At 66.2% G+C, this 21211-nt stretch carries 16 protein-coding genes; 6 read left to right on the top strand and 10 right to left on the bottom strand.

What is annotated here, in order from left to right:
• Positions 1–5 precede the first annotated feature (5 nt).
• The 6 genes from feoB to DESFRDRAFT_RS05330 all read left to right on the top strand — a co-directional run bounded on the left by feoB (position 6) and on the right by DESFRDRAFT_RS05330 (position 9917).
• The gene (gene feoB, locus DESFRDRAFT_RS05355) at positions 6–2192 is read left to right on the top strand and encodes a ferrous iron transport protein B (protein WP_005991889.1); all 2187 of its coding nucleotides are present in this window, start codon (positions 6–8) and stop codon (positions 2190–2192) included.
• Positions 2193–2281: 89 nt separating this feature from the next.
• A complete protein-coding gene (locus DESFRDRAFT_RS05350; RefSeq protein ID WP_005991888.1) occupies positions 2282–3712 on the top strand; it encodes an outer membrane homotrimeric porin in 1431 nt (476 codons plus the stop codon).
• A gap of 148 nt (positions 3713–3860) precedes the next feature.
• Positions 3861–4454: a TetR/AcrR family transcriptional regulator gene (locus DESFRDRAFT_RS05345; RefSeq protein WP_005991887.1), complete on the top strand. Its 594-nt coding sequence runs from the start codon at positions 3861–3863 to the stop codon at positions 4452–4454.
• Positions 4438–5442 carry a sialate O-acetylesterase gene (locus DESFRDRAFT_RS05340; protein WP_005991886.1) on the top strand — a complete coding sequence of 335 codons (1005 nt, stop codon included), beginning with the start codon at positions 4438–4440 and terminating at the stop codon, positions 5440–5442. Before DESFRDRAFT_RS05345 ends, DESFRDRAFT_RS05340 begins: the two co-directional genes overlap by 17 nt.
• Positions 5443–5511: 69 nt before the next feature.
• Positions 5512–6771, top strand: a complete 1260-nt coding sequence (locus DESFRDRAFT_RS05335; RefSeq protein WP_005991885.1) for an efflux RND transporter periplasmic adaptor subunit — start codon at positions 5512–5514, stop codon at positions 6769–6771.
• Positions 6768–9917, top strand: a complete 3150-nt coding sequence (locus DESFRDRAFT_RS05330; RefSeq protein WP_005991884.1) for an efflux RND transporter permease subunit — start codon at positions 6768–6770, stop codon at positions 9915–9917. Before DESFRDRAFT_RS05335 ends, DESFRDRAFT_RS05330 begins: the two co-directional genes overlap by 4 nt.
• Before the next feature lie 79 nt (positions 9918–9996).
• Here DESFRDRAFT_RS05330 and eboE read toward each other — a convergent pair whose 3' ends face one another.
• From eboE to DESFRDRAFT_RS05280, 10 genes are all read right to left on the bottom strand, one after another.
• Positions 9997–11112 (bottom strand): metabolite traffic protein EboE, encoded by a 1116-nt coding sequence (gene eboE / locus DESFRDRAFT_RS05325; RefSeq protein WP_233489561.1) that lies wholly within the window; start codon positions 11110–11112, stop codon positions 9997–9999.
• Positions 11113–11148: 36 nt separating this feature from the next.
• On the bottom strand, positions 11149–12318 hold the full coding sequence (locus DESFRDRAFT_RS05320) for a 3-dehydroquinate synthase (RefSeq protein ID WP_005991882.1): 1170 nt from the start codon (positions 12316–12318) through the stop codon (positions 11149–11151).
• A 36-nt stretch (positions 12319–12354) separates the two neighbouring features.
• Positions 12355–13245: a sensor domain-containing diguanylate cyclase gene (locus tag DESFRDRAFT_RS05315; RefSeq protein WP_005991881.1), complete on the bottom strand. Its 891-nt coding sequence runs from the start codon at positions 13243–13245 to the stop codon at positions 12355–12357.
• Positions 13242–14396, bottom strand: a complete 1155-nt coding sequence (locus tag DESFRDRAFT_RS05310) for a sensor histidine kinase (protein WP_005991880.1) — start codon at positions 14394–14396, stop codon at positions 13242–13244. The genes DESFRDRAFT_RS05315 and DESFRDRAFT_RS05310 overlap by 4 nt, the downstream gene beginning before the upstream one ends.
• Positions 14393–14770 (bottom strand): response regulator, encoded by a 378-nt coding sequence (locus DESFRDRAFT_RS05305; RefSeq protein WP_005991879.1) that lies wholly within the window; start codon positions 14768–14770, stop codon positions 14393–14395. The genes DESFRDRAFT_RS05310 and DESFRDRAFT_RS05305 overlap by 4 nt, the downstream gene beginning before the upstream one ends.
• A gap of 3 nt (positions 14771–14773) precedes the next feature.
• On the bottom strand, positions 14774–15295 hold the full coding sequence (locus DESFRDRAFT_RS05300) for a chemotaxis protein CheX (protein WP_005991878.1): 522 nt from the start codon (positions 15293–15295) through the stop codon (positions 14774–14776).
• Positions 15292–18504 carry a transporter substrate-binding domain-containing protein gene (locus DESFRDRAFT_RS05295; RefSeq protein WP_005991877.1) on the bottom strand — a complete coding sequence of 1071 codons (3213 nt, stop codon included), beginning with the start codon at positions 18502–18504 and terminating at the stop codon, positions 15292–15294. The genes DESFRDRAFT_RS05300 and DESFRDRAFT_RS05295 overlap by 4 nt, the downstream gene beginning before the upstream one ends.
• A gap of 79 nt (positions 18505–18583) precedes the next feature.
• On the bottom strand, positions 18584–19429 hold the full coding sequence (locus DESFRDRAFT_RS05290; RefSeq protein ID WP_005991876.1) for a transglutaminase family protein: 846 nt from the start codon (positions 19427–19429) through the stop codon (positions 18584–18586).
• A gap of 3 nt (positions 19430–19432) precedes the next feature.
• On the bottom strand, positions 19433–20200 hold the full coding sequence (locus tag DESFRDRAFT_RS05285; RefSeq protein WP_005991875.1) for a hypothetical protein: 768 nt from the start codon (positions 20198–20200) through the stop codon (positions 19433–19435).
• A 12-nt stretch (positions 20201–20212) separates the two neighbouring features.
• A complete protein-coding gene (locus tag DESFRDRAFT_RS05280) occupies positions 20213–21187 on the bottom strand; it encodes an alpha-E domain-containing protein (protein WP_005991874.1) in 975 nt (324 codons plus the stop codon).
• Between the last annotated feature and the right edge of the window lie 24 nt (positions 21188–21211).

Below are 21211 nucleotides of genomic sequence, written 5' to 3'. Positions count from 1 at the left end.
CCACCATGTCCCCGCCCCTCACCTTCGCCCTGGCCGGCAACCCCAATTGCGGCAAGACAACCCTCTTTAACGCCCTGACCGGTGCGCGCCAGCATGTGGGCAATTATCCCGGCGTAACCGTGGAAAAGCGAGAAAGCAGGCTGCGCGTCGCAGGGCGCGACCTGACCCTGGTCGACCTGCCCGGCATGTATTCGCTGACGGCCTACGCCGACGACGAACGGGCCGCCCGCGCCTTTCTGGTGGGCGAAAAGCCGAGTTGCGTCATCGACGTCCTCGACGCCGCCACGCTCTCTCGGGGGCTCTACCTCACGGTACAGCTGCTCGAACTCGGCGCGCCCGTGGTGTTGGCGCTCAACATGATGGACGAGGTCCGGCAACGTGGCATGATCATCGACACGGGGCTTTTGGCAAAACTGCTCGGTCGGCCGGTGGTGGAAACCGTGGCCCGGCGCGGCGAAGGCGCTGACGACCTCATGCGCGAGGCCGTCGCCTATGCCCTGTCCAGGCGGGGCGGCTGGCGGCCACTGGAAATCTCCTACGGCCCCGACGTGGACCGGGCCCTTTTGGCCATGCAGGCCCGCATTGAGGCGGACCGGTTTCTGACCGACCGCTTTCCGGCCCGCTGGCTGGCGCTCAAGTATCTGGAAGGCGACGAAGAGGTCATGGCCGCCGGCCGCCGGCACGGCGGCGAAACGGCCGTCTTCCTGGAGCGGGGCGCAAGCGCCCTGGCCATACGTTTGCGCCAGGCCGGTAGTCACCTGGACGCGGTCATTTCGGACTACCGCTACGGCTTTATCGCCTCGCTTTTGCAACACGGCGTGGTGCGCCGCACGGAAGGCCCGGACCGCCTCGCCCTCTCCGACGCGCTGGACAGGGTGCTCACCCACACCATAGCCGGGCCGGTCATCATGCTGGCCGTGCTTTTCGGCATGTTCCAGATCACCTTCGCCTTGAGCAGCGCCCCCATGGGCTGGCTCGAAAGCGGATTTGACAGCCTTGGCCGGATGGCGGCCGGGGCTTTGCCGCCGGGGATGCTGCAATCCCTGGTCGTTTCCGGCGTCATCGCCGGGGTCGGCGGCGTGCTCGGATTCGTGCCGCTCATCTGCGTCATGTTCTTTCTGCTCTCCTGCCTGGAGGACCTCGGCTACACCGCGCGCATGGCCTACATGCTCGACCGGGTTTTTCGCGCCTTCGGCCTGCACGGAGCCTCGGTCATGCCGTTTATCATCTCCGGCGGCATCCCCGGCGGTTGCGCCGTGCCCGGGGTCATGGCCGCCCGGACCCTGCGCAGTCCCCGGGAACGGCTGGCCACCATTTTAAGCGCCCCGTTCATGGCCTGCGGCGCGAAAATTCCGGTCTATCTCCTTTTGATCGCCGCCTTTTTTCCCGAGCATCCCGGCATGGTCATGTTCGCCATCACCTTGGCCTCCTGGACCGCCGCCCTGCTTGTGGCCAAGCTCTGGCGGACCACGGTCGTCCCCGGGCCGGGCACGCCCTTTCTCATGGAACTGCCGCCCTACCGCCTGCCCACATTGCGCGGCCTTTGCATCCACACCGGCGAACGGGCCTGGCAGTACGTCAAAAAGGCCGGCACCGTGATCCTGGCCATCTCCGTGGTCATGTGGGCCGCCATGACCTTCCCCGGCCTGCCGGCGGACCAGCTGGCCGCCTATGAGGAAGGCCGCGCCGCGATTCACGGGCAAATGGCCGCCCTGCCCGCCGGATCGGCCAGGGAAACGGAGCGCGCCGCCTTGGCGGCGCGGCTTGCCGACAGCGAAAATTTCGAGGCCGAGGAGGCCCTGCGCGCCTCCCTGGCCGGAAAACTCGGCCTGGCCCTGGAAAAGGTCAGCCGCCTGGCCGGATTCGACTGGCGCGTCAACATCGCCCTTTTCGGGGGACTGGCGGCCAAGGAGGTCGTGGTCTCCACCCTGGGCACGGCCTACGATCTGGGCTCGGCCGATCCCGAGGACACCGGGGCGCTTTCCGCCCGTCTGGCCGCCGATCCGACCTTCTCGCCGGCCGTCGCCCTGGCCCTTGTCGCCTTCACCATCCTCTATGCCCCTTGTTTCGCCACCGTGACGGTCATGGCCCGGGAAACGGCCTGGAAGTGGGGAGTATTCGCCGTATTCGCCAATACGGCCCTCGCCTTCGGCGTGGCCGTGGCCGTCTATCAACTCGCCCGCACCTTGTAACCGGAGGAAGGAGAGAACTGATCGCATAAAAACTCATTCTCGTACCGTTCTTTATTTCCGCAACAAACCATGTTTATGGAGCAGAAAGCATGCGACCCAAACATCTCATTCTCACCCTGGCGCTTCTTCTCGCCGCCGCCCAGTCGGTCCTGGCCGCGACCGAAGTCCGCATGGCCGGCGACGCCCGCGTGTACGGCGTCTTTTTCGCCAACCGCAATTTCACCGGCTGGGACGAAACCGGCACCCAGACCGAGGACCGGACCACCTTCTGGCAGCGGTTGCGGCTGCGCACCGATTTCGTGGCCAATGAAAACCTCAAATTCCGCTTCGGCATGCGCGTCGACGACGAGGCATGGGGCCATGGCTACCTGACCGCCGCCAACCCCGAAGTCGCCATCGAACCCTACCTGGCCTACCTCCAGTTCAAATGGCCCGGCACGGGCATCGAGATCACGGCCGGCTACCAGCCCCTGTCCATGCCCCATACCGAGGCCTTCTACGACAGCATCGTGCTGGCCGCCGACGACGGCGACCAGGCCAGCGCCGCCCTTCACGTGAACATCCCCGTCAACGAGAACTTCTCGGTCCAGGCCGCCTACGGCCGGCTGCTGGCCGCCAACCGGACCTACCAGGACACCACCACGCAAATCGGCGACGCCTTCGACATCTACCACCTCGCCCTGCCCGTGACCGTGGACGGTTTTTCGGCCACGCCCTGGGGCCTCGTCGGCGTGTACGGCAAGGGTTCCGACCCCGACGACCTCTTCGCCGCCGGCCTGCGCTCGGCCGGCAGCTACCTGTCCGCCACCGGCTATCCCTACAAGGACAACCAGAACGCCATGTGGTGGGCCGGCTTGGCCCTGACCGTGGACGCCGCCGATCCCGTCAAATTCTATTTCGACGGCGTCTACGGCGACGCCGCTCCGTCCGACCGCGAACGCAACCGCCGCCGGGGCTGGTTCTTCGACGCCGGGGTCACCTATTCGGGCTTCGACTGGATGGTGCCCGGAATCTTCGGCTGGGTGGCCAGCGGCGAGGATTCGAGCCTTGGTAACGGCAGCGAGCGCCTGCCCGTCATCACCCCGAAATGGGGGCCCGGCACATCCTTTCTCTTCGACAACGACCAGGAATTCGCCAACAACTCCATCGGCGTGGACCCGACCGGCACCTGGGGTCTGGCCGTTTCCCTGCGCGATGTAAGCTTCATCGAAAAGCTCACCAGCCGGCTGACCGTGGCCACCGTCGCCGGCACGAACAGCCCGGCCGGCCTGCGCAAGGCGGTCCTCGTCAGCGGCGGCGTCGGCCAGTACGTCACCATGGGCCGCGATCTGGCCCAGGGTGAATGGCTCATCGGCGTCAATCTGGACAGCAGCTACGCCATCACCGAGCAGCTGAGCCTGGTCGCGCAGACCGGCTTCGCCTCGCCCCAGGGACTCAAAACCAGCATCTGGGGGCACCGCTTCACCAACCAGGCCCAGGACGCCTGGATGGGCTCCCTGGGTTTTCTCTACACATTCTAGCGCTCCCGCGCGGCTTCAAACCGCCGTCGGCTTCGAAGCCGGCGGCGGAGTTTTTTTCACCGCCTTTCCGGCCCATTCGCCGCGCCGCGCCGGATCAGGAAGAATAATCCCGCTTGACATGACGTAAACAGGTGTTAACCATTACCCCATGGCTGAACGTATGGAATCACCCCTGCGGCGGGAACAGATCGCCGAGGCCGCGCTGACGATCGTGGTCGAGCAAGGGCTCGGCGCGGTTACCGTCCGCCGGGTGGCCGAGGCGGTGGGCATCTCCGCCGCCGCCCTGTACCGCCACTACAAGAACAAGGGGGACATCCTCGCCGCCGTGCTCGAAGAGCACCACGAAATGGCCCTCGCCAACCTGCGCCAGGCCGAGGCCCAGGGAACGACTCCCATGGAGGTCCTGGAGCTGATCTACAAAACCATGATGAAGATGGTGGTCAAATACCGCGCCTTGCCGGTGATCTTCCTTTCGGATGTCCTGTGGTTCGAGGAACCGCGCCTGAGCGAGCTCAAGCTCCGGCACCACAAGATAGTGCGCGAACGCTTTCTCGAAATCCTCAAACAAGGGCAGGCGCAAAGGCAGATCCGCAGCGACATCCGCCCGGAAGAACTCTTCGTGCATTTTCTCGGATTGATCGCCATGCCCGCCCTTATCTGCGCGCGCGATGTCCAGGATGTGGATATGCCGCGCCAGATCATCGCCAATTGGGAGCTTTTCACCAATGCTGTTCGGGTCTAGTTTTTTTTCGCATTTAAGTGAACGCCTGTTTACTCGGATACGGGACCGCCGCGCCGCATGTGTCATCGGCCTGGCCGCCCTGGTTCTGCTTGTGTCCGGTCTGGCTTCCGCTTCCGGCGACCAGGCGGTCGTGGACGCGGTATACGCCAAGTACGGCGACCGCATGCCCGTCATCAACGCCCAGGGAGACGCCCGGGGCGAACTGGCCGTCTACAAGGCTCCGGCCGACGCCCCCCGCATCGACTGTCGCGAACTGACCGGACCTCGGGGCATGGTTGCCCTGGTCTTCGGCCAGTCCAACGCCTCGAACACCGTCGACCCCGGCTACGGCGCGACCCAGGCCGTCTACGCCTACCAGGCGGGGGTGTGCCGCAAGGTTCGCGACGCCATCGCCGGGGCCACCGGTTCCAAGGGCAGCGCCTGGGCCCGCCTCGGCGACCGCATCGTGACCAGCGGCCTGTACGACACGGTGCTCTACGTGGACATCGCCCGGGGCGGTTCCTCCATCCTCAACTGGGGCCCCAAGGGCAACCTGCATGCCCTGCTCGAAAGCACCGTCAAGGACATGCGCGCCCACGGCCTTGCGCCGACCCATGTCTTTTTCCACCAGGGCGAAGCCGACTGCGCCCTGGGGCTGACGCGCCAGGAATACCAGGCCGTTCTCAAGACGGTTCTCAGCGACACGCGGCGGCTGGTCGGCCCCAAGCCCGGCATTTTCGTCTCGCGCGCCTCGCTGTTCCTGGACCCGGTCTGCGGCAATACGCGCAATCCCGGCTGCTACAAATCCTGCCCGGCCATCACCGCCGCCCAAACGGCCGTGATCGACCCGGAGCGCGGAATTTACCCGGGTCCCAATACCGACCTTATCGTTCCCTGGTTCGACCGCAACGATGGATACCATTTCACCGCCCAGGCCGCCGACCACTTCGCCGCGGCCTGGATGCCGCTTCTGGCGGGCGGTGAAGCGGCCGGCCAGCCCCTGCAGTAACCGTCATCGAACAACCAAAGAGCGCCCCGCCCAGGTGAACTGTGCCCGGCGCGCGCACCGGAGGATTCCATGACCGCGTATAATATCCCGCAAACCGCTCTTCGCTGGCTCATCCTGGGCGTGTTGTGCGCCCTTGGCGCCGGCCTTTCCGGCTGCGCCACGGACAGCTCCGGACAGGAGACGTCCACCCAGGCCCCGCCGCCCCCGGAAATCGTGGCCTATACCGTCAAGCGCGCCGATATTCCCCTGCATATGGCCTACATGGGCCAGACCGCGGGTTCGCGCGAGGTCCAGGTCCGGGCCCGGGTGGGCGGCATTCTGCTGCGCCGCAACTATGAAGAGGGGCACCCCGTGCGCCAGGGCGACCTGATGTTCGAGATCGACCCCGCCCCCTACCAGGCCGCCCTGGAGCAGGCCAAGGGGGCGCTCGGCCAGACCGAGGCCACCCTGACCCAGGCCGAGCGCGACGCCAAGCGTATGGAAACGCTCTACAAGGACGATGTCGTGGCCAAGAAGGACTACGACGACGCCAGGACCACCCTGGACTCGGCCAAGGCCGCCGTGGAAGCGGCCCGGGGCAAGGTGCGCGAAGCGTCGCTGAACCTCGAATGGACCAAGGTCACGGCCCCCATCTCCGGGCTCACCAGCAAGGAGACCAAGTCCGAAGGCAGCCTCATCAGCACCACCAGCGACAGCAGTCTGTTGACCACCATCAACCGCGTCGATCCGCTCTACGTCAACTTCTCCATGTCCGGGCCCGAGATGTTGCGCCTGCGCAAGGACCTGGCCGCGGGCAAGGTGGTCATCGGCGCGGGCGGCGATTACGTCGTGCGCCTGGTCCTGCCCGACGGCAGCGTCTACAAGGAGCCCGGCCGCATCAACTTCACCGACACCCAGGTCGACTCCACCACGGGCGTGGTCAAGGTCCGGGCCGAGTTCAAGAATCCCGACGGCGCCGTGCTGCCCGGCCAGTTCGTGCGGGTGCGCCTGGAAGGCGCGCACTACAAGGACGCCCTGGCCGTGCCCCAGGGCGCGGTGCTCAACACCCAGCAAGGGGCCATGGTCTGGGTCCTGGACGCCTCCAACAAGGTCTCGCCCCGGCCCATCGTGCTCGGCCAGTCCGTCGGCAACGACTACCTGGTGGAAAAGGGCCTGATCAACGGCGACCGCATCGTGGCCGAGGGCATCATCAAGGTGCGCCCCGGCATGGTCGTGCGCGTGCGCCGGGACGAGGCGACCAAGCAGGCCGAGGGATCGGGCAAGCCCGCCGCCCACGCGTCCACCGACAAGGCCGACGCTTCCCAGACGACCAAGGAGCCCCGTTCATGATCTCACGGTTTTTCCTGGGGCGCCCGGTTTTTTCCATCGTCATCTCGCTGGTCATCGTGCTGGCGGGACTGGCGGCCATCAAAAACCTGCCCATCGCCCAATATCCGGACATCATTCCGCCGGAGGTCAACGTCTCGACCTCCTACCCCGGGGCCAGCCCCGAGGTCATCGCCGCCACCGTGGCCGCGCCGCTCGAACAGCAGATCAACGGCGTGGACAACATGCTCTACATGCGCTCGACCAGCTCCGGCGACGGCTCGCTGTCCATGGCCGTCACCTTTGCCGTGGGCACCGATCCCGACCAGAACACCATCAACGTGAACAACCGCGTCCAGGCCGCCCTGACCACCCTGCCCGCCGAAGTGCAGCGCCAGGGCGTGACCGTGCGCAAAAGATCGTCCAACATCCTCCAGGTCATCTCCTTCGAATCCCCGACCAAGCGGTACGATGCCGTCTACCTCAGCAACTACGTGCTGGTGAACGTCCTCGACGAGCTCAAACGCCTGCCGGGCGTGGGCGACGCCTCCATCTTCGGGGCCAAGGACTATTCCATGCGCGTCTGGCTGCAGCCGGACAAGCTGGCCCAGCTGGGGCTCACGCCGGCCGACGTGGCCGCCGCCATCAAGGAACAAAACGCCCAGTTCGCCGCCGGCCGCATCGGCGCGGAACCGACCGAATCCGAAAAACCGGTGGCCATCAACTACATGGTCACCACCAAGGGCCGGCTGCTCACCCCGGAGGAATTCGGCAACATCATCCTCAAGGCCCAGCCCGACGGCTCGGTCCTGCGCTTAAAGGACGTGGCCCGGGTGGAACTGGGGGCCAAGGATTACACGGCCGTTGCCAAGATCTCCGGCAATCCGGCGGTCAACATCGGCGTCTACCTGTCCCCGGGCGCAAACGCCCTCAATACGGCCGACCTGGTCACGGCCAAGCTGGCCGAACTGTCCAAGCGCTTTCCGGACGGCATCAGCTACAAGGTGCCGCTGGACACCACCACCTTCGTGCGCGTGTCCATCGAGGAGGTCATCCACACCCTGGTCGAGGCCATGATCCTGGTCTTTTTCGTGGTGTTCATCTTCTTGCAGAACTTCCGGGCCACGCTCATTCCCTGCCTGGCCGTGCCGGTCTCCATCATCGGCACCTTCGCCGGCATGTACGCCCTCGGATTCACCATCAACACGCTGACGCTTTTTGGCATGGTGCTGGCCATCGGCATCGTGGTCGACGACGCCATCGTGGTGCTCGAAAACGTCGAGCGCATCATGAGCACGGAAAAGCTTCCGCCGAGGCAAGCCACGGCCAAGGCCATGGAGGAGGTGACCGGACCGGTCGTGGCCATCGTGCTGGTCCTTTGCGCCGTGTTCGTGCCGGTCGCCTTCCTCGGAGGGCTTACCGGCCAGATGTACAAGCAGTTCGCCATCACCATCGCCGTGTCGGTGGTCATCTCGGGTCTCGTGGCCCTGACGCTCACCCCGGCCCTTTGCGCCTCGCTGCTAAAACCCGGGCATCAGGAACCCAACCGGATCTTCCGGGCCTTCAACCGCCTCTTCGACAAGGTGACGAGCGGCTACGCCGCCGGCGTGTCCTTCCTGCTGCACCATGTGGTCATGGCCCTGGTGCTCTTCGCGGTCCTGTGCGTCGGGGCCTTGTCGCTTTTCAAGGTCGTGCCGGGCGGTCTGGTCCCGGATGAGGACCAGGGCTACGTCATCGGGCTCAACATCCTGCCGGACGGCACGTCGCTTCGGGCCACCGAGAAAATCGACGACGCCATGGACGCCATGAACGCCAAGGACCCCGTGGTGGCGCACCAGATCACGATCACCGGCCTCGATCTTTTGAGCTCCACCTACCGCTCCAACTACGGCACCCTGTTCATTCCGCTCAAGCCCTGGGACGAGCGCAAGAAAGCGGACGAAAGCTCGTTCGCCTTCGTCAAGCGCATCTTCGGGCGCGGCATGGCCCTGCCCAAAAGCATGACCCTGGCCTTCAACCCGCCGGCGATCACCGGCATGTCCAACACCGGAGGCTTCGAGGCCTACCTGCAAAATCGCGGCGAGGGCAACGCCCAGGATCTGGCCGCCATGACCGACAAGCTCGTGGCCGTAGCCAGGAAGGACCCGGCGCTCGGGCGCGTGGCCACCACCTTCGGGGCCAACGTGCCCCAGCTGCGGGTGGACCTCGACCGCCAGAAGGCCAAGGCGCTGGGCGTGGCCATAAGCGACGTCTACGACGCCATGCAGGCCACTTTCGGGGCCTACTACGTCAACGACTTCAACAAGTTCGGCCGCACCTTCCGGGTCCAGCTCCAGTCCGAGGCGAAATACCGCGACCGGCCGGAAGACCTGCGCGAGGTCTACGTGCGCTCGAGCTCGGGCGAGATGATCCCGCTGACCGCGCTGGCCACCATCGAGAAATCCACCGGCCCCGAGGTCATGGAACGCTTCAACGTCTTCCCGGCGGCCAAGATCATGGGCCAGCCTTCCGACGGCCACACCTCGAGCGAGGCCCTGGCCGCCATGGAAAAGGCGGCGGCCAAGGTGCTGCCGGCGGACTACACCCTGGCCTGGACCGGCTCGGCCTATCAGGAAAAAGCAGCCCAGGGCTCGTCCATGATGGTCTTCGGCATGGGCATCGTCATGGTCATCCTGATCCTGGCCGCCCAGTACGAACGCTGGACGCTGCCCTTCGCCGTCATCATGGCCGTGCCGTTCGCGCTTTTCGGCGCCATCGCGGCCGTGTTCGGACGGGGGCTTTCCAACGACATCTACTTCCAGATCGCGCTGGTGACGCTCATTGGCCTCGCGGCCAAAAACGCCATCCTGATCGTGGAATTCGCCGTGCTCGAGGTCAAAGCCGGCAAGGACCTGACCGAAGCGGCCCTGAGCGCGGCCAAGCTGCGTTTCCGGCCCATCATCATGACCTCCCTGGCCTTCATCCTCGGCTGTCTGCCCCTGGCCATCTCCACCGGGGCCGGGGCCAACAGCCGGCATGCCATCGGCACGGGCGTCATCGGCGGCATGCTCGGGGCGACCCTCCTGGCGCCCTTTTTCATCCCGGTCTTCTTCAAGCTCATCATGGGGCTTGGCGCGATGGCGCGCCGGACTTTCGGCGGACACGCCGACTCGGACGGACAGACCGGATAACGACGCGGTTCCCCTCCTCGCCCCATCGTGCGCCGCGCCCTCTCCCCCCAACAGGCGCGGCGCGCGGTGTGGGCATATATCAGCCTTCCGCCGCGCCCGACCGGGCCGCTTCCACCCAACCGATCTCCCGACAGATGGAGTCGACCACATCCGGCATCCTGAGTTCCTCGGGCAGCACGCTCCAGGTGTAGGTCTCCACCTCCATGGGCGCATCCGGGGCGAAACGCGGCAAGATGCCGGACAGAAAGTCCCGCGTGGTGACGCACTCCGGCAGCTCGGCCACGAAAACCGGCACATGGAAATGCACCCGCCAGGAATCCACGTCGTCGGGCCGGGCGGCCAGGGCCTCGGGAAGGTCGTCGAAGCGGCGGAGGCTTCCGTCGCCGAGCCGGGCCACGGCCTGGTGCAGATAGACCGGCTCCACGAAGCGGGAAAGACTTGAGAGCGCGCCGCCCTCCAGATGCAGCGCCGAGGACACCTGCACGTGCCCCACGGCAATGCCCGCCGCTTCGTAGGCCGCAAGGGACGCGGCCGGGTCCTCGTACTGGAGGGCCTGGTGGCAGCAGTCGTAGCAGACCGTGAGAAAGTCCCGAAACGCCCCGTCCGGGTCGAGGCGCTCAAAAAGCGCCACCATCTCCGGCGTGGTCTCGACCAGGCAGCCCGGTTCGGCCTCGACCGCCAGCCGGATGGTCTTCCCGGTTTCCGAGCGTAGCGCGGCCAAGGCTTCCAAGGCGCGGCGCAGGACGGCCAGCGCCGTCGGCATGTCGCTTTCGGGAAATCCCCGCCGGAATCCCACCGGCACGGTGGAGATGGAGCCCCGGCCGCCCTCGGGCAGCCAGCCGGCCAGGGCGCGGGCCAGCCGCAGGGTGTAGGCGGCGCGCTCGGGATCGCGCCAATCGGGCAGATAGACCGCTTCCTTGACCGGGGTATGATGAAAGCGGCCGTAGGGAAAGCCGTTAACGGTGGTGACGCAAAGCCCGGCCTCGGCCAGAAAATCCCCGAAGCGCCGGGCGGCGTCGGCCGCTTCCAGTTCGCGGCTGGCCGGACCGGACAGGCGCAGCCCCACCGGAAACGGCGCGTCCGGCGACAGCCTGGCCTTGACCCTGACGGCATGCCGCATAAGCCCCCGCCGGACTTCCTCGAGGGTTTCGCCGGGGTGGATGTTGGTGCAATAGGTGACCGGCGGCATGGGCATTCCCTCTCTTCCCCCTTTGAAGGGGGGCCGGGGGAATCATTCCCCCGGGCAGGCTGGTCCGGAAGGGACGCCCCTCCCGGCAAGCGTTTCCCGCGCCGCCGCGAGGGAGGCGTAATCGACGTCGTGGACCTCGATGCGGCGGCCGATGGCCGTGGGCAGGGTCAGGTGGAGCCGGCCGCCGAGGTGTTCGCGGAAGGCCTCGACGGCGGCCGGCATGTCGAGATTCGCCAGGGCCGGATGCCAGACGGCAAGTCCGAGTTGCTCCAGAAGCCCGAGCACGGCATCGGCATCGGCCCGGGGCAGCAGGCCGACACGCGCGGCGTAGAGCGTGTCGAGGGCCATGCCCACGGCCACGGCCTCGCCGTGGCGCATATCGCCCCCGGTCGCCTCTTCCAGGGCATGGGCGGCCCAGTGGCCGAAATCGAGGGGCCGGGCCGAGCCCATCTCGAACGGGTCGCCGCCGGAGGCGATATGCTCCAGGTGGGCCACGGCGCAGCGCCTGTCGGCCTCCTCCAGGGCATCGCAGTCAAGAGCGGCAAGAAGCGGCGCGAGTTCACAAAGCCGGGCGAAAAAATCCGCGTCGCGCACCACCGCCACCTTGACCGCCTCGGCCAGGCCGGAGCGGATCTCGCGGGCGGGCAACGTGGCGAGGAGCGCATGATCGTTTATGACGGCATACGGCGGGGCGAAGGCGCCGATGTAATTCTTGCGGCCAAAGGCGTTGACCCCGTTTTTAACGCCCACGCCGGCGTCGTTTTGGGCCAAGGCCGTGCTCGGCATGCGGATAAGCCGCACGCCGCGATGGGCCGTGGCCGCGGCGAACCCGGCCGCGTCCAGCACCGCCCCGCCGCCGATGACGACCAGGAAGGATTGCCGGCACAACTTCGCCTCGTAGGTGAGTTTCCAGACCGCCTCGACCACGGCGAAATCGGCCTTGGCCCGTTCGCCACCGGGAACGGTCAGCGGCGGCGCGACAAGACGGATCGCGGCGTCATGGACGGCGCAGTAGGCCCGCGCCCTGTCGGCCAGACCGGGCATGGCGGCGGCGAGGCCGGCGTCGATGACCACGCCCGCCCGATGGGGGCCGGGCCCCGATCGGCCAAAAACCTCGGCCAGGGCGGCGTTTTCGGGATCGAAGGCGTTCCGGGTGAAAACGACGGGAAAATCAAAGGCCAGGGCAATATGCTGCGCTGTTGTCCAAGTCATGGGATGGGATTGCTTTGGGGCGACGGCGGCGTGATCTCAAGCCGCCTCGACCCGGTTGCGGCCGAGTTCCTTGGCCGCGTACAGGGCCTGGTCGACCCGGCTCATGAGTCGTTCGGCGGTTTCCGACGGCGCGGCCTCGACCACGCCGAAACTGCATGAAAGCCGCCCCACATCGGGCAGCTCGAGCTCCAGCACCCGCTCCCGCAGGGCTTCGGCCAGAAGATAGGCGTCGGCCAGCATCGTTTCGCGGCAAAGGATCAGAAACTCCTCGCCGCCCCAACGGCCGAGCGTACAGCCCTCCGGCGTCGCCTGGCGCAATGCCTCGGCCAGGGCGGCCAGGGTCCTGTCGCCGGCCGGATGGCCGAACCGGTCGTTGATGCGCTTGAAATGGTCGATGTCGAGCATCATAAGACTTATGGGGCCGGAGCGGTCGTCCAGGGCCTGGCCGAGCAACGCGTCGAGGCGTTGCCGGTTGGCCAGCCCGGTCAGCATGTCCGTGGTCGACAGCCGCATCAGCTCCCGATTCTTGAGCGCCAGCTCGGCATGGGCCTCGGCCAGCCGGTTCTGGGTGTCCTTGAGGTCGGAAATATCCACGGCGATGGAATACTTGACCACCCGGCCATCGGGCCAGGTCATGGCCCGTATCTGCATCTGGTACCAGCGGTCGTCGATCTCGTTGAAATGCTCGAAAACCAGGGTGTTGCCGTTCGGCAGGCCCTCTTCCGTCAGCAATTCGGCCATGCGGCAATTGGTGCAGGGCTCGTCGCGCTCGTAAAGCACCTTGTGGCAGCTCACGCCGACGTGCCGGCCGAAGCGCTCGATAAAGGCCCGGTTGCTGTAGACCATGGTGTAGGTCGCCGCGTCGACGACGTAGATGCTGAAGGGAATGAGGTCGAAATGGCTTTCGAACAGCGCGTTTTCCCTCACGCCCCCTCCTCCCCGGCCAGACGCGGCAGGGTGACGGCGACGGTGGTTTGGCCGGGCACGGACGCATCGAGGGCAATGCCCCCGCCGTGCGCCCTGGCGGCGAGCATGGCGGAATAGGCGCCAAGGCCGGTGCCGCCCCGCTTGCCCATGGTGACGTATTTCTCGAACATCCGGTCACGGATGGCTTCCGGCACTTCGCCGGGGTTGGTCATGGCGATGACGACCCGGTCCGGCTGCGGCCGCAGGTCCACGGCGACGTCGTTGCCGGAAGGAGCGGCCTCCAGGGCGTTGACCAGGAGGTTTTGCAGCATGGGGCCGAGGAGCAAGCCATCCCCCTTGTACTCCAGGTGGTCCCGCGGGGTCAGGGGACGCCCGTCGAGGGTCGTGCGAATGACGCGTCCCCGGGCCACGGGCATGCCGGCCAGCCGGGCCGCGGTGCGCCGGGTCAGATCGGCCAGATCCACGGGCTTGGGCGCAAGGACGTAGGACCCGGTTTCCAGGCGAAAGAGCACCAGGGACTGGTTGAGCATCTCGAGCATGCTGTGTCCGGCCTGCTCGATGAGGCGCACCACGTCGGCGGCCGCCTCGGGCAGGTCGTAATTGTCGAGAAGCACCTGGGGCAGGCCGACCAGGGCCGAAAGCGGGGCCTTGAGGTCATGGCGGGCGATGCGTTCGACGTGTTCGCGCAACTCGATGTTTTCCTGGAGGATCTTGTTTCTGGCCTCCAGCTCCTTGTTGTTGATGGCCAGCTGGGCATGGGCCTCGGCCAGGCTGTTCTGGGTTTCCTTGAGCTCCGAGATGTCCACGGCAATGGCGTATTTGACCACGCGGCCGTCGGGCCACCCCATGGTCTTCTCCTGCATCTGGAACCAGTGCTCGTCGCGCTCGTTGTAGTGATCGTAGACCACGGTCACGCCGTTGGGCTTGCCGTCCGGGGTCAGCAGTTCGGGAATGCGGCAATGCAGACAGGGCGCGGTCTGGTCGTAGAGCACCTCATGGCAGGTTCGGCCTTCCACCACGCCCATGGAGTCTCGAAAGTGCTTGTTGACGAAGACGATTTCGTAGGTCGCCACATCCACGACGTAAATGCCGAAGGGAATGACGTCGAAATGCGTCTGCAACAAGGTGCTTTCGAGCATGGAGGCATTCATGGCAAGTATTTTTCCGCCACGGTTTCCAGGGTTTCGCGTAATTTCTCCAGCTTCACCGGCTTCAGGATATATCCCTTGGCCCCGGCCTCGATGGCGTCCATGACCATCTGTTCCTGGCCGTGCGAGGTAACGATGATGATGCGCGCCTCCGGGTCGGCGTCCATGATCAGGCGCGTGGCCTCGATGCCGTTTAATTCCGGCATGGTGATGTCCATGGCCACCATGTCCGGCGCAACCGTGGGGTAGTCGGCGACCGCCTGCCGCCCCGTTGTGGCCACGGCGGCCACCTCGTGTCCGAGCTCCTCGAGGAGCTTGACCATTTTTTTCACGGTAAGGCCGGAGTCGTCCACTACCATGACGCGAAGACGTCTCATGGTCTACTCCTTCACATACTCTAACGAATCATTGAACAGTTCGCCCGGCCCGATCAGGTGGATGCTCATATGTCCCGCGTCGGCGCGCAGTTCGGCCGAGGCGAATTTCGCCCCCCGGTGGCGCATGACGGACTTGGCTTCGGTGAGGATGATGGGCGGCGACAGGGCGATGGTCGGCCCGTTTGCGGCAAGGTCGGCCAGAGCGTTGCCGACGATGATGTTGATGATGTCCCCGGCGGTTTCCTGGACGGCGTCCTCGCGTTCGTCCTCGGCGATGTCGAGGTCGGCCGTATAGGCGGCGAAGGCGGCGTCGATGAGCGGCGCGTCGAAGCTGTAGGCCAGATAGAGCTTGAGCGCGCCGGTGGCGCTCATGATGGCCGTTACGGACTTGAGGTCGAGCTTTTGCACGTCGTCGATCTGGGAGCCCCGTCCGGTGAAGACGATGCCGAGTTCATCGTTGAAAAACGCTTCGGTGCGCCGGGTCAGGGCCCCAAGGAATTCCTGGATGTCGAGTGGATCGGTCATAGGGAGTCCTCGCGCGAGGTTCGGCTTTCGCGAGGCAGGGTCACGACAAGACGCGTCCCCCGCCCCGGATGGTTGATGAGCGCGACCGTTCCGCCCAGGCGCTCGGCCTCGGCCCGCACGGCGGCAAGTCCCACGCCGCGACCGGACAGCTCCCCGGCCACCCGGCGCGAGGTGAAGCCATCCCGGAAAAGCAGCGTCAAAATGGCGGCGTCATCCATGGCGGCCAGTTCCTCGGCCCCGACAAGGCCGAGTTCATAGGCCCTGGCCCGTATAGCCGCGATGTCCACGCCGCAGCCATCGTCCTCGAACTCGATGCGGATGGCCGCGTCGTCGGCCGCGACCCGGCAGGACAGACGTCCCGTCGGAGCCTTGCCGGCGGCCTCGCGCACGGCCGGGGACTCGATACCGTGGTCCACGGCATTGCGGATGACGTGTATCAGACTCTTGGCCACGGGGGCAAAGCGTTTGGGATCGACCAGGACCGTGTCGCCCGTGACGGCGAAGGGCTCGATGGACTTGCCCCGGGACTCGGCCAGCCGGCCGGCCGTGCGGGGATAGGCGGACAAAAGCTCTTTGAGATCGATGTAGCGCAACGTCCGGGCGGCGCGCAGCACCTGTTCGGCCTCGGAATCGAGCTCCAGCGTGTCCAGGCGGTCCAGCAGGCGTCCGGCCAGGGTGGCCAGGGCATCGGCGAATTCGCTGCCGAGGCGGACTTCGCCACGCCGCTCGAAAAACTCCGCGCCGAGGGTTTCGCGCACCACGCTCAGATCCCGGGCCAATGCCTTGTCCACCGCATCGTCGGCGAGCAGGGCCTCCATGTCGGCGCGGCGCGGCGCTTCGGCCACGCGCAGATCGGACAGGCGCTCTTCCAGGTCGTCAAGCGCCTTGGCCACATGGGCGCATTCGAGTTGCAGGAAAAGCCCCTTGAAGGTGTGGACCTTGCGATAAAGGGCATCGAGGGCGCCGCGGTCGGACAGGCCCGCGCCCGAAAAACCGTCGCGGCGAAAGGCGGCGAAATCGTCGAGCACGGCGAAAAAGTCGCGCTGCTCGCGCACGGCCGCCACCACGCAGGCCAGCCTGTTGCGCTCCCTGGCCACGGCGTCCTTGAGCCGGACCTCGCCCGTGACGTCGGTGATGACGAACATGAGCCGCCCGTCGGCCATGGGCCGGTAGGCCAGGCGCAACGACGCGCCGTTTCGTTCGACGCGCCCCGGCATGAGCGACACGTAGAGGTCGCGCTTGTAGGCGTCGGTCTCGGCCACGACCCGGCGCACGTTGACGGCCATGTTGGCGCGCCCGGCCGGATCGTCCGGGAAAATGAGCTCCGCGACCGGCTTGCCCTCGATGTCGCCGCCGTCGCCGCCGAAGATATTGCGGCACTCGGCGCTGTACTGCGGCTCGACCAGCCCGTCCGCGCCCACGGACAAAAAGCCCTGGCCCGCGTTGTCGAGCAGGGCCGCCACGCGCCGCCCGGCCGCGTCGCGGGCCTCGTTGGCCTGGCGCAGGGCGCGGTTTAAGCGGGACAGCTTGCGGTTCCACCAAACCACCACGACCACAATGAAGGCGGCCCCGGCCGACACCTTCCAGACCAGGGAATAATCGAACCCCTGCTCGAAGGTGACGGCCAGCCATTTTTTCATGATGGCGTCGGTTTCTTCCTTGGTCAGCGTGTTGACCGCCTTTTGGAACAGCGAGGCCAGTTCGGGCTCGTCGTCGCGGCTGGCCACGGCCAGATCGAGGTGGGCGTCGAGGCGGCCGGCGATCTTGAGATCGGTGAAATGGCCCTTGGCTATGGCCTGGCTTATGGCCGGCACCGTGTCGATGCAGCCGTAGAGCCTGCCGTCGGCCACCAGCCGCAAGCCCTCGTTGAGGCTCGGCACTTCCATGAGGCGCAGGCCGGGATATTTGGCCCGCAGGATGTCGAGGCTGGCGTAGCCGTTGACCACGCCGAGGCTCTTGCCGGTAAGGCTCGCCGGGTCCTCGATGAAGGGCGCCTTGGCCTGGGTGACCACCACCATGGGAAAGCGCAGGTAGGGCGAGGTGAAGCGCAGGAAACGGCGTCGGTTGTTGGTGTCCCCGGCGGCCGGGAGAAAATCGCAACGCCGTTGCTTGACCGCGGCCAGGGACTGGCTCCAGGAGGCCGTGGGCACGAGCACCATGGGCACGCCCAGGCGCTTTTCCATGAGATGCAGGAAATCGGCCCCGATGCCGACATAGCGGCCGTTTTCATCGATGCGCTCCACCGGGGGCCAGTCGGGGTCCACGCAAAAGCGCAGCGCCTTTTTCCGTTCCAGATAGGCGCGCTCCTGGTCGGTCATGGCCACGGAGGCCTTGTCCCCGGGAGCCCCCGGAGCTTCGCTTCCGGATCCGGAACCGCCCGCGCCGGATTTGTACACGGGCAGCCATTTGGCAATGAGCGCCGCCTTTTCCTTTTCGGTAACCAGCCGCTGGGCCTTTTCCAAAATGGAGGCCAAAAGCGGCCAGTCCTTGCGCACCAGGGTGTAAATCTCGAAGTTGTAATCGAGCTTGCCCGATATCTTGACGTTGGAGAGTCCCGAAGCGCGGATGGCGTAGGCGGCCACGGCCAGGTTCTCCACGGCCGCGTCGGCCTTGCCCAGCGCCACCAGGGTGAGGGCTTCGGACTGGTCGTGGGCCGGGATGAGTTCGAGGTTCTTGCCGTGGGCCCGCAGGTACTCGTCGGCCGTGCCGCCCCGGCCGACGGCCACTTTCTTGCCGGCCAGACTCTCCAGGGAATAGGCGGTGGCGTCGTCGCGCGACATGACGGCCAGGGGAAAGCGCAAAAAAGGCCCCACAAAAAGGGCGTAGGAGGCACGATCCGGCGTCTTGCCCGTGCCGTCGATCATGTCGATGCGTTTTTCGCGCAACGCATCAAGGACCTGCTGGAAATCGCGGCCGTCGCCGATGGTCTCGAACTGGAAGGCCAACCCGGTCTTCTGGGATATCAGGCGGTAATAGTCGCGGAAAAGGCCCTCCTGGCGTCCGTCCTCGAAGATGGAAAGCGGCCGCCAATCGGTGTCGCTGTAGCGGATGACGGGATGGGCCTCGATGAAGGCCTTTTCCGCGTCGGTCAATTCCAGGGCGGACGTGGCGGCCCGGGCGGCGGACTGTCCCGAAAAAAGAATAAGCGCCCAGACCAGCAGCCACAGCGCCAACCTCCGGCCCCCAAGCCCCTCGTGTATCATGTGCATGCGCATGTCATCCGTCATCAAGGGATACAGTAGCCCAACCGGTCCCGATTCCCAACAAAAATCATACACCCGGCACAAGTCAGCACATTTCCAGACGGATGGCATGTCGCAGCCGGGCCTGGCCGGGATCTCCGCGATATGTCCCGAAAACCGGAGCCGCGTCTTCGGGATCGGGCGCGGCGGCCACGGCCACGTGCCGGTCGGCCACGGCCAGGCCCAGGGAAGGATCGAAGCCGCGCCAGCCGCCGCCCGGCAGCCAGATCTCGGCCCAGGCGTGCAGGTCGCGGTCCTCGCGCCCCGGATCGCCTTCGTGGTAGCCGCTGACGAACCGGGCCGGGATGCCGACATGGCGGCAGGCGGCCATGTAAAACACGGCCAGATCGCGGCAGGCGCCCTCCCCCCGCGCGTAAAGCGCGTCCGGGGACAGGATGCCCGGCTCTTCCCGGGTGACGACGGCCAGCCGGTCGGTCATCGCCCCGAGCAGCGCCAGGGCGAAGGCCTGGGGAGTGTCGGCGCCATCCCGGCGCAGGCGTTCGGCCATCCTCTCCGCCTCCTCCCCGGGCATGGGCAAGGGGGCAAGGCAGGACGCCGCCTCCCGGGCCTCGGCCGGGGTCAGCGGCAGGGGCAGGACGCCGCGCCGGGCGTCGATCAGGTAATCGAACGGGTTTGTGCGGCACAGTTCCACACGCGCCTCGACCGTCACGTCAAGGTGGCCGGTCAGGCCGGAAAACCAGACGGACAGCACGGTGTTGCCGCTGAGGTCGGTGATCAGGCCGCGGCCGTCCGGGACGGGATCGACGTCGATGCGCAAGGGCCCGAGCCGTTGCCCGGCGTCGCCGCGGGGCACGAGCCGTATGAGGTGTGGCTCAAGGAAAACGGGGCGGTCGAAGTCGTATCGGGTGTGGTGCGTATAGCGGCAATGCACGGGCTACTTGGCGCCGGGAGTCTGGCATTGAAGCTTGTGGCAGACCTTGGTCAGCTTGGAGGCCACGTTGTCGATCCATTCCGAGGGCAATTCGTGCACCAGGCCGCGCAGATGCTCTTGCCACCAGGCCGATATCTCGGCCAGGTCCTCCTCCTCGTAGCGGTGCTGGGCCATTTCCAGCCCGTCCTTGCGATAGAGGACCACGTCGATGGGAAAATCCACGTCCGAGGCGCTGATGCGGGTGGAATCGAAGGCCAGGCAGCCGACCTTGAGCGCCATGCGCAGGGTGTCGGAGTACTTGAGCGTGCGGTCGAGCACGGGCTTGCCGTAGCCGCCCTCGCCGATGATGTGGTACGGCGTGCCGTGGCTGATCTCCACCCAGTTGCCCTCGGGGTAGACCAGGTAGAGCTTGTGCACGGCGTCACCCGTCAGTTGGCCGCCGATGAGCGCATGCAGGTTGAAGTGCAGGCCGGAGGCGGTCAGATAGGCCTTGTCCTCCTCGGCCACCCTTCGCAGGGCCGCGGCAAAGGCGTTGACGGATTTGTACAGCTTGTCGAAGGGACTGGGGCAGGCTTCGAGGGCCTCGTCGAAATAGGTCAGGGCCTTGTCGCGCACCGAGCGCAGGCCCGAGGTCATGAGGAAAAAGGCCCCGTTGCCGTTCTGATAGGTGGTGACTTTCTGGGCGCTCGTCAGTTCGTTGCCCGATGTGATGCGCGTGTCGGCAATGCCGACCAAGCCCTCTTCGACCGCTATCCCCAGGCAAAAAGTCATGGCGTTCCCTACTCACTGTTGGCAGGGCACGTCAATAGCCGGAAACGCGGAGAAAAACGTGGCAAAGACGGCTTCGTCCACCCGGTTCATCCGGGTCTGCAAATCGTCCGTGAATTCGTGAAGCCCCTTGGCGAAAATCTCGTCCACGCCGCTGTAGGCCAGATCGCCGCACAGATGCCCCAGCCGCTTTTCCGCCGCATTGCAGAAGTAGCCCATGGGCGTGCCCGTGATGGCGTGCAGGCATTCCTGGGCCGCGACCAGGCTGCACAGCACCGATCGGGGGAAATGGTGGTCCAGGAGCAAGAACTCCACGATGCGGTCGGGCTGGATGCGGCCGTGGCGACGGCGGTAGGCCTCCAGGGCGCTTATGGCCTTAAGGAGCGCCGCCCACTGGACATAGTCGAGGTTGCTGCCGACGTCCGTCAGGTCCGGCAGCAGGATGAAATATTTGACGTCGAGCATGCGCGAAGTCTTGTCGGCCCGCTCGAGAAGCCGTCCCAGGCGGAAAAAATCCCAGGCCTCGTCGTGGGACATGGCGTCGCCGGCGATGCCGCTTATGGTCAGCTCGCGCAGCTTGACCTCGTCGCAGAAACGGTAGGGGTTGTGCAGGATGGCCTCGCCGTTTTTGGCCGCCTCGCGCGCCATGTGGTAGAAGGTGTTGGTCTGCTCCCACATTTCGGAGGGAATGATCTCGCGGATGGTGCGGGCGTTGTCCCGGGCCCGGGACAGACAGTTCACGATGGAGTTGGGATAGTCCGCGTCGAAGGCCAGAAAGCGGATGACGTCGCTGCGGCGCGGGAAAAAGCCCCGCCCCAGAAACAGGTCCCAGTCGCCCATGGCGCGCACGAGCGGCGTCCACTGTTCGGCCCGCACCCCCGGGGTGTCCAGGGTGAGGTGCCAGTTGACGTCCAGGAACCGGGCGATGTTGGCGGCCCGTTCCAGATAGCGGCTCATCCAATAGATGGCGTCGGCCACGCGGCTGAGCATGAAGGCTTCCCCCTTGTATCGCGT

The organism is Solidesulfovibrio fructosivorans JJ] (genome assembly GCF_000179555.1).
Classification (GTDB): Bacteria; Desulfobacterota; Desulfovibrionia; order Desulfovibrionales; family Desulfovibrionaceae; genus Solidesulfovibrio; species Solidesulfovibrio fructosivorans.
This window is presented reverse-complemented; position numbering and strand designations above follow the sequence as displayed.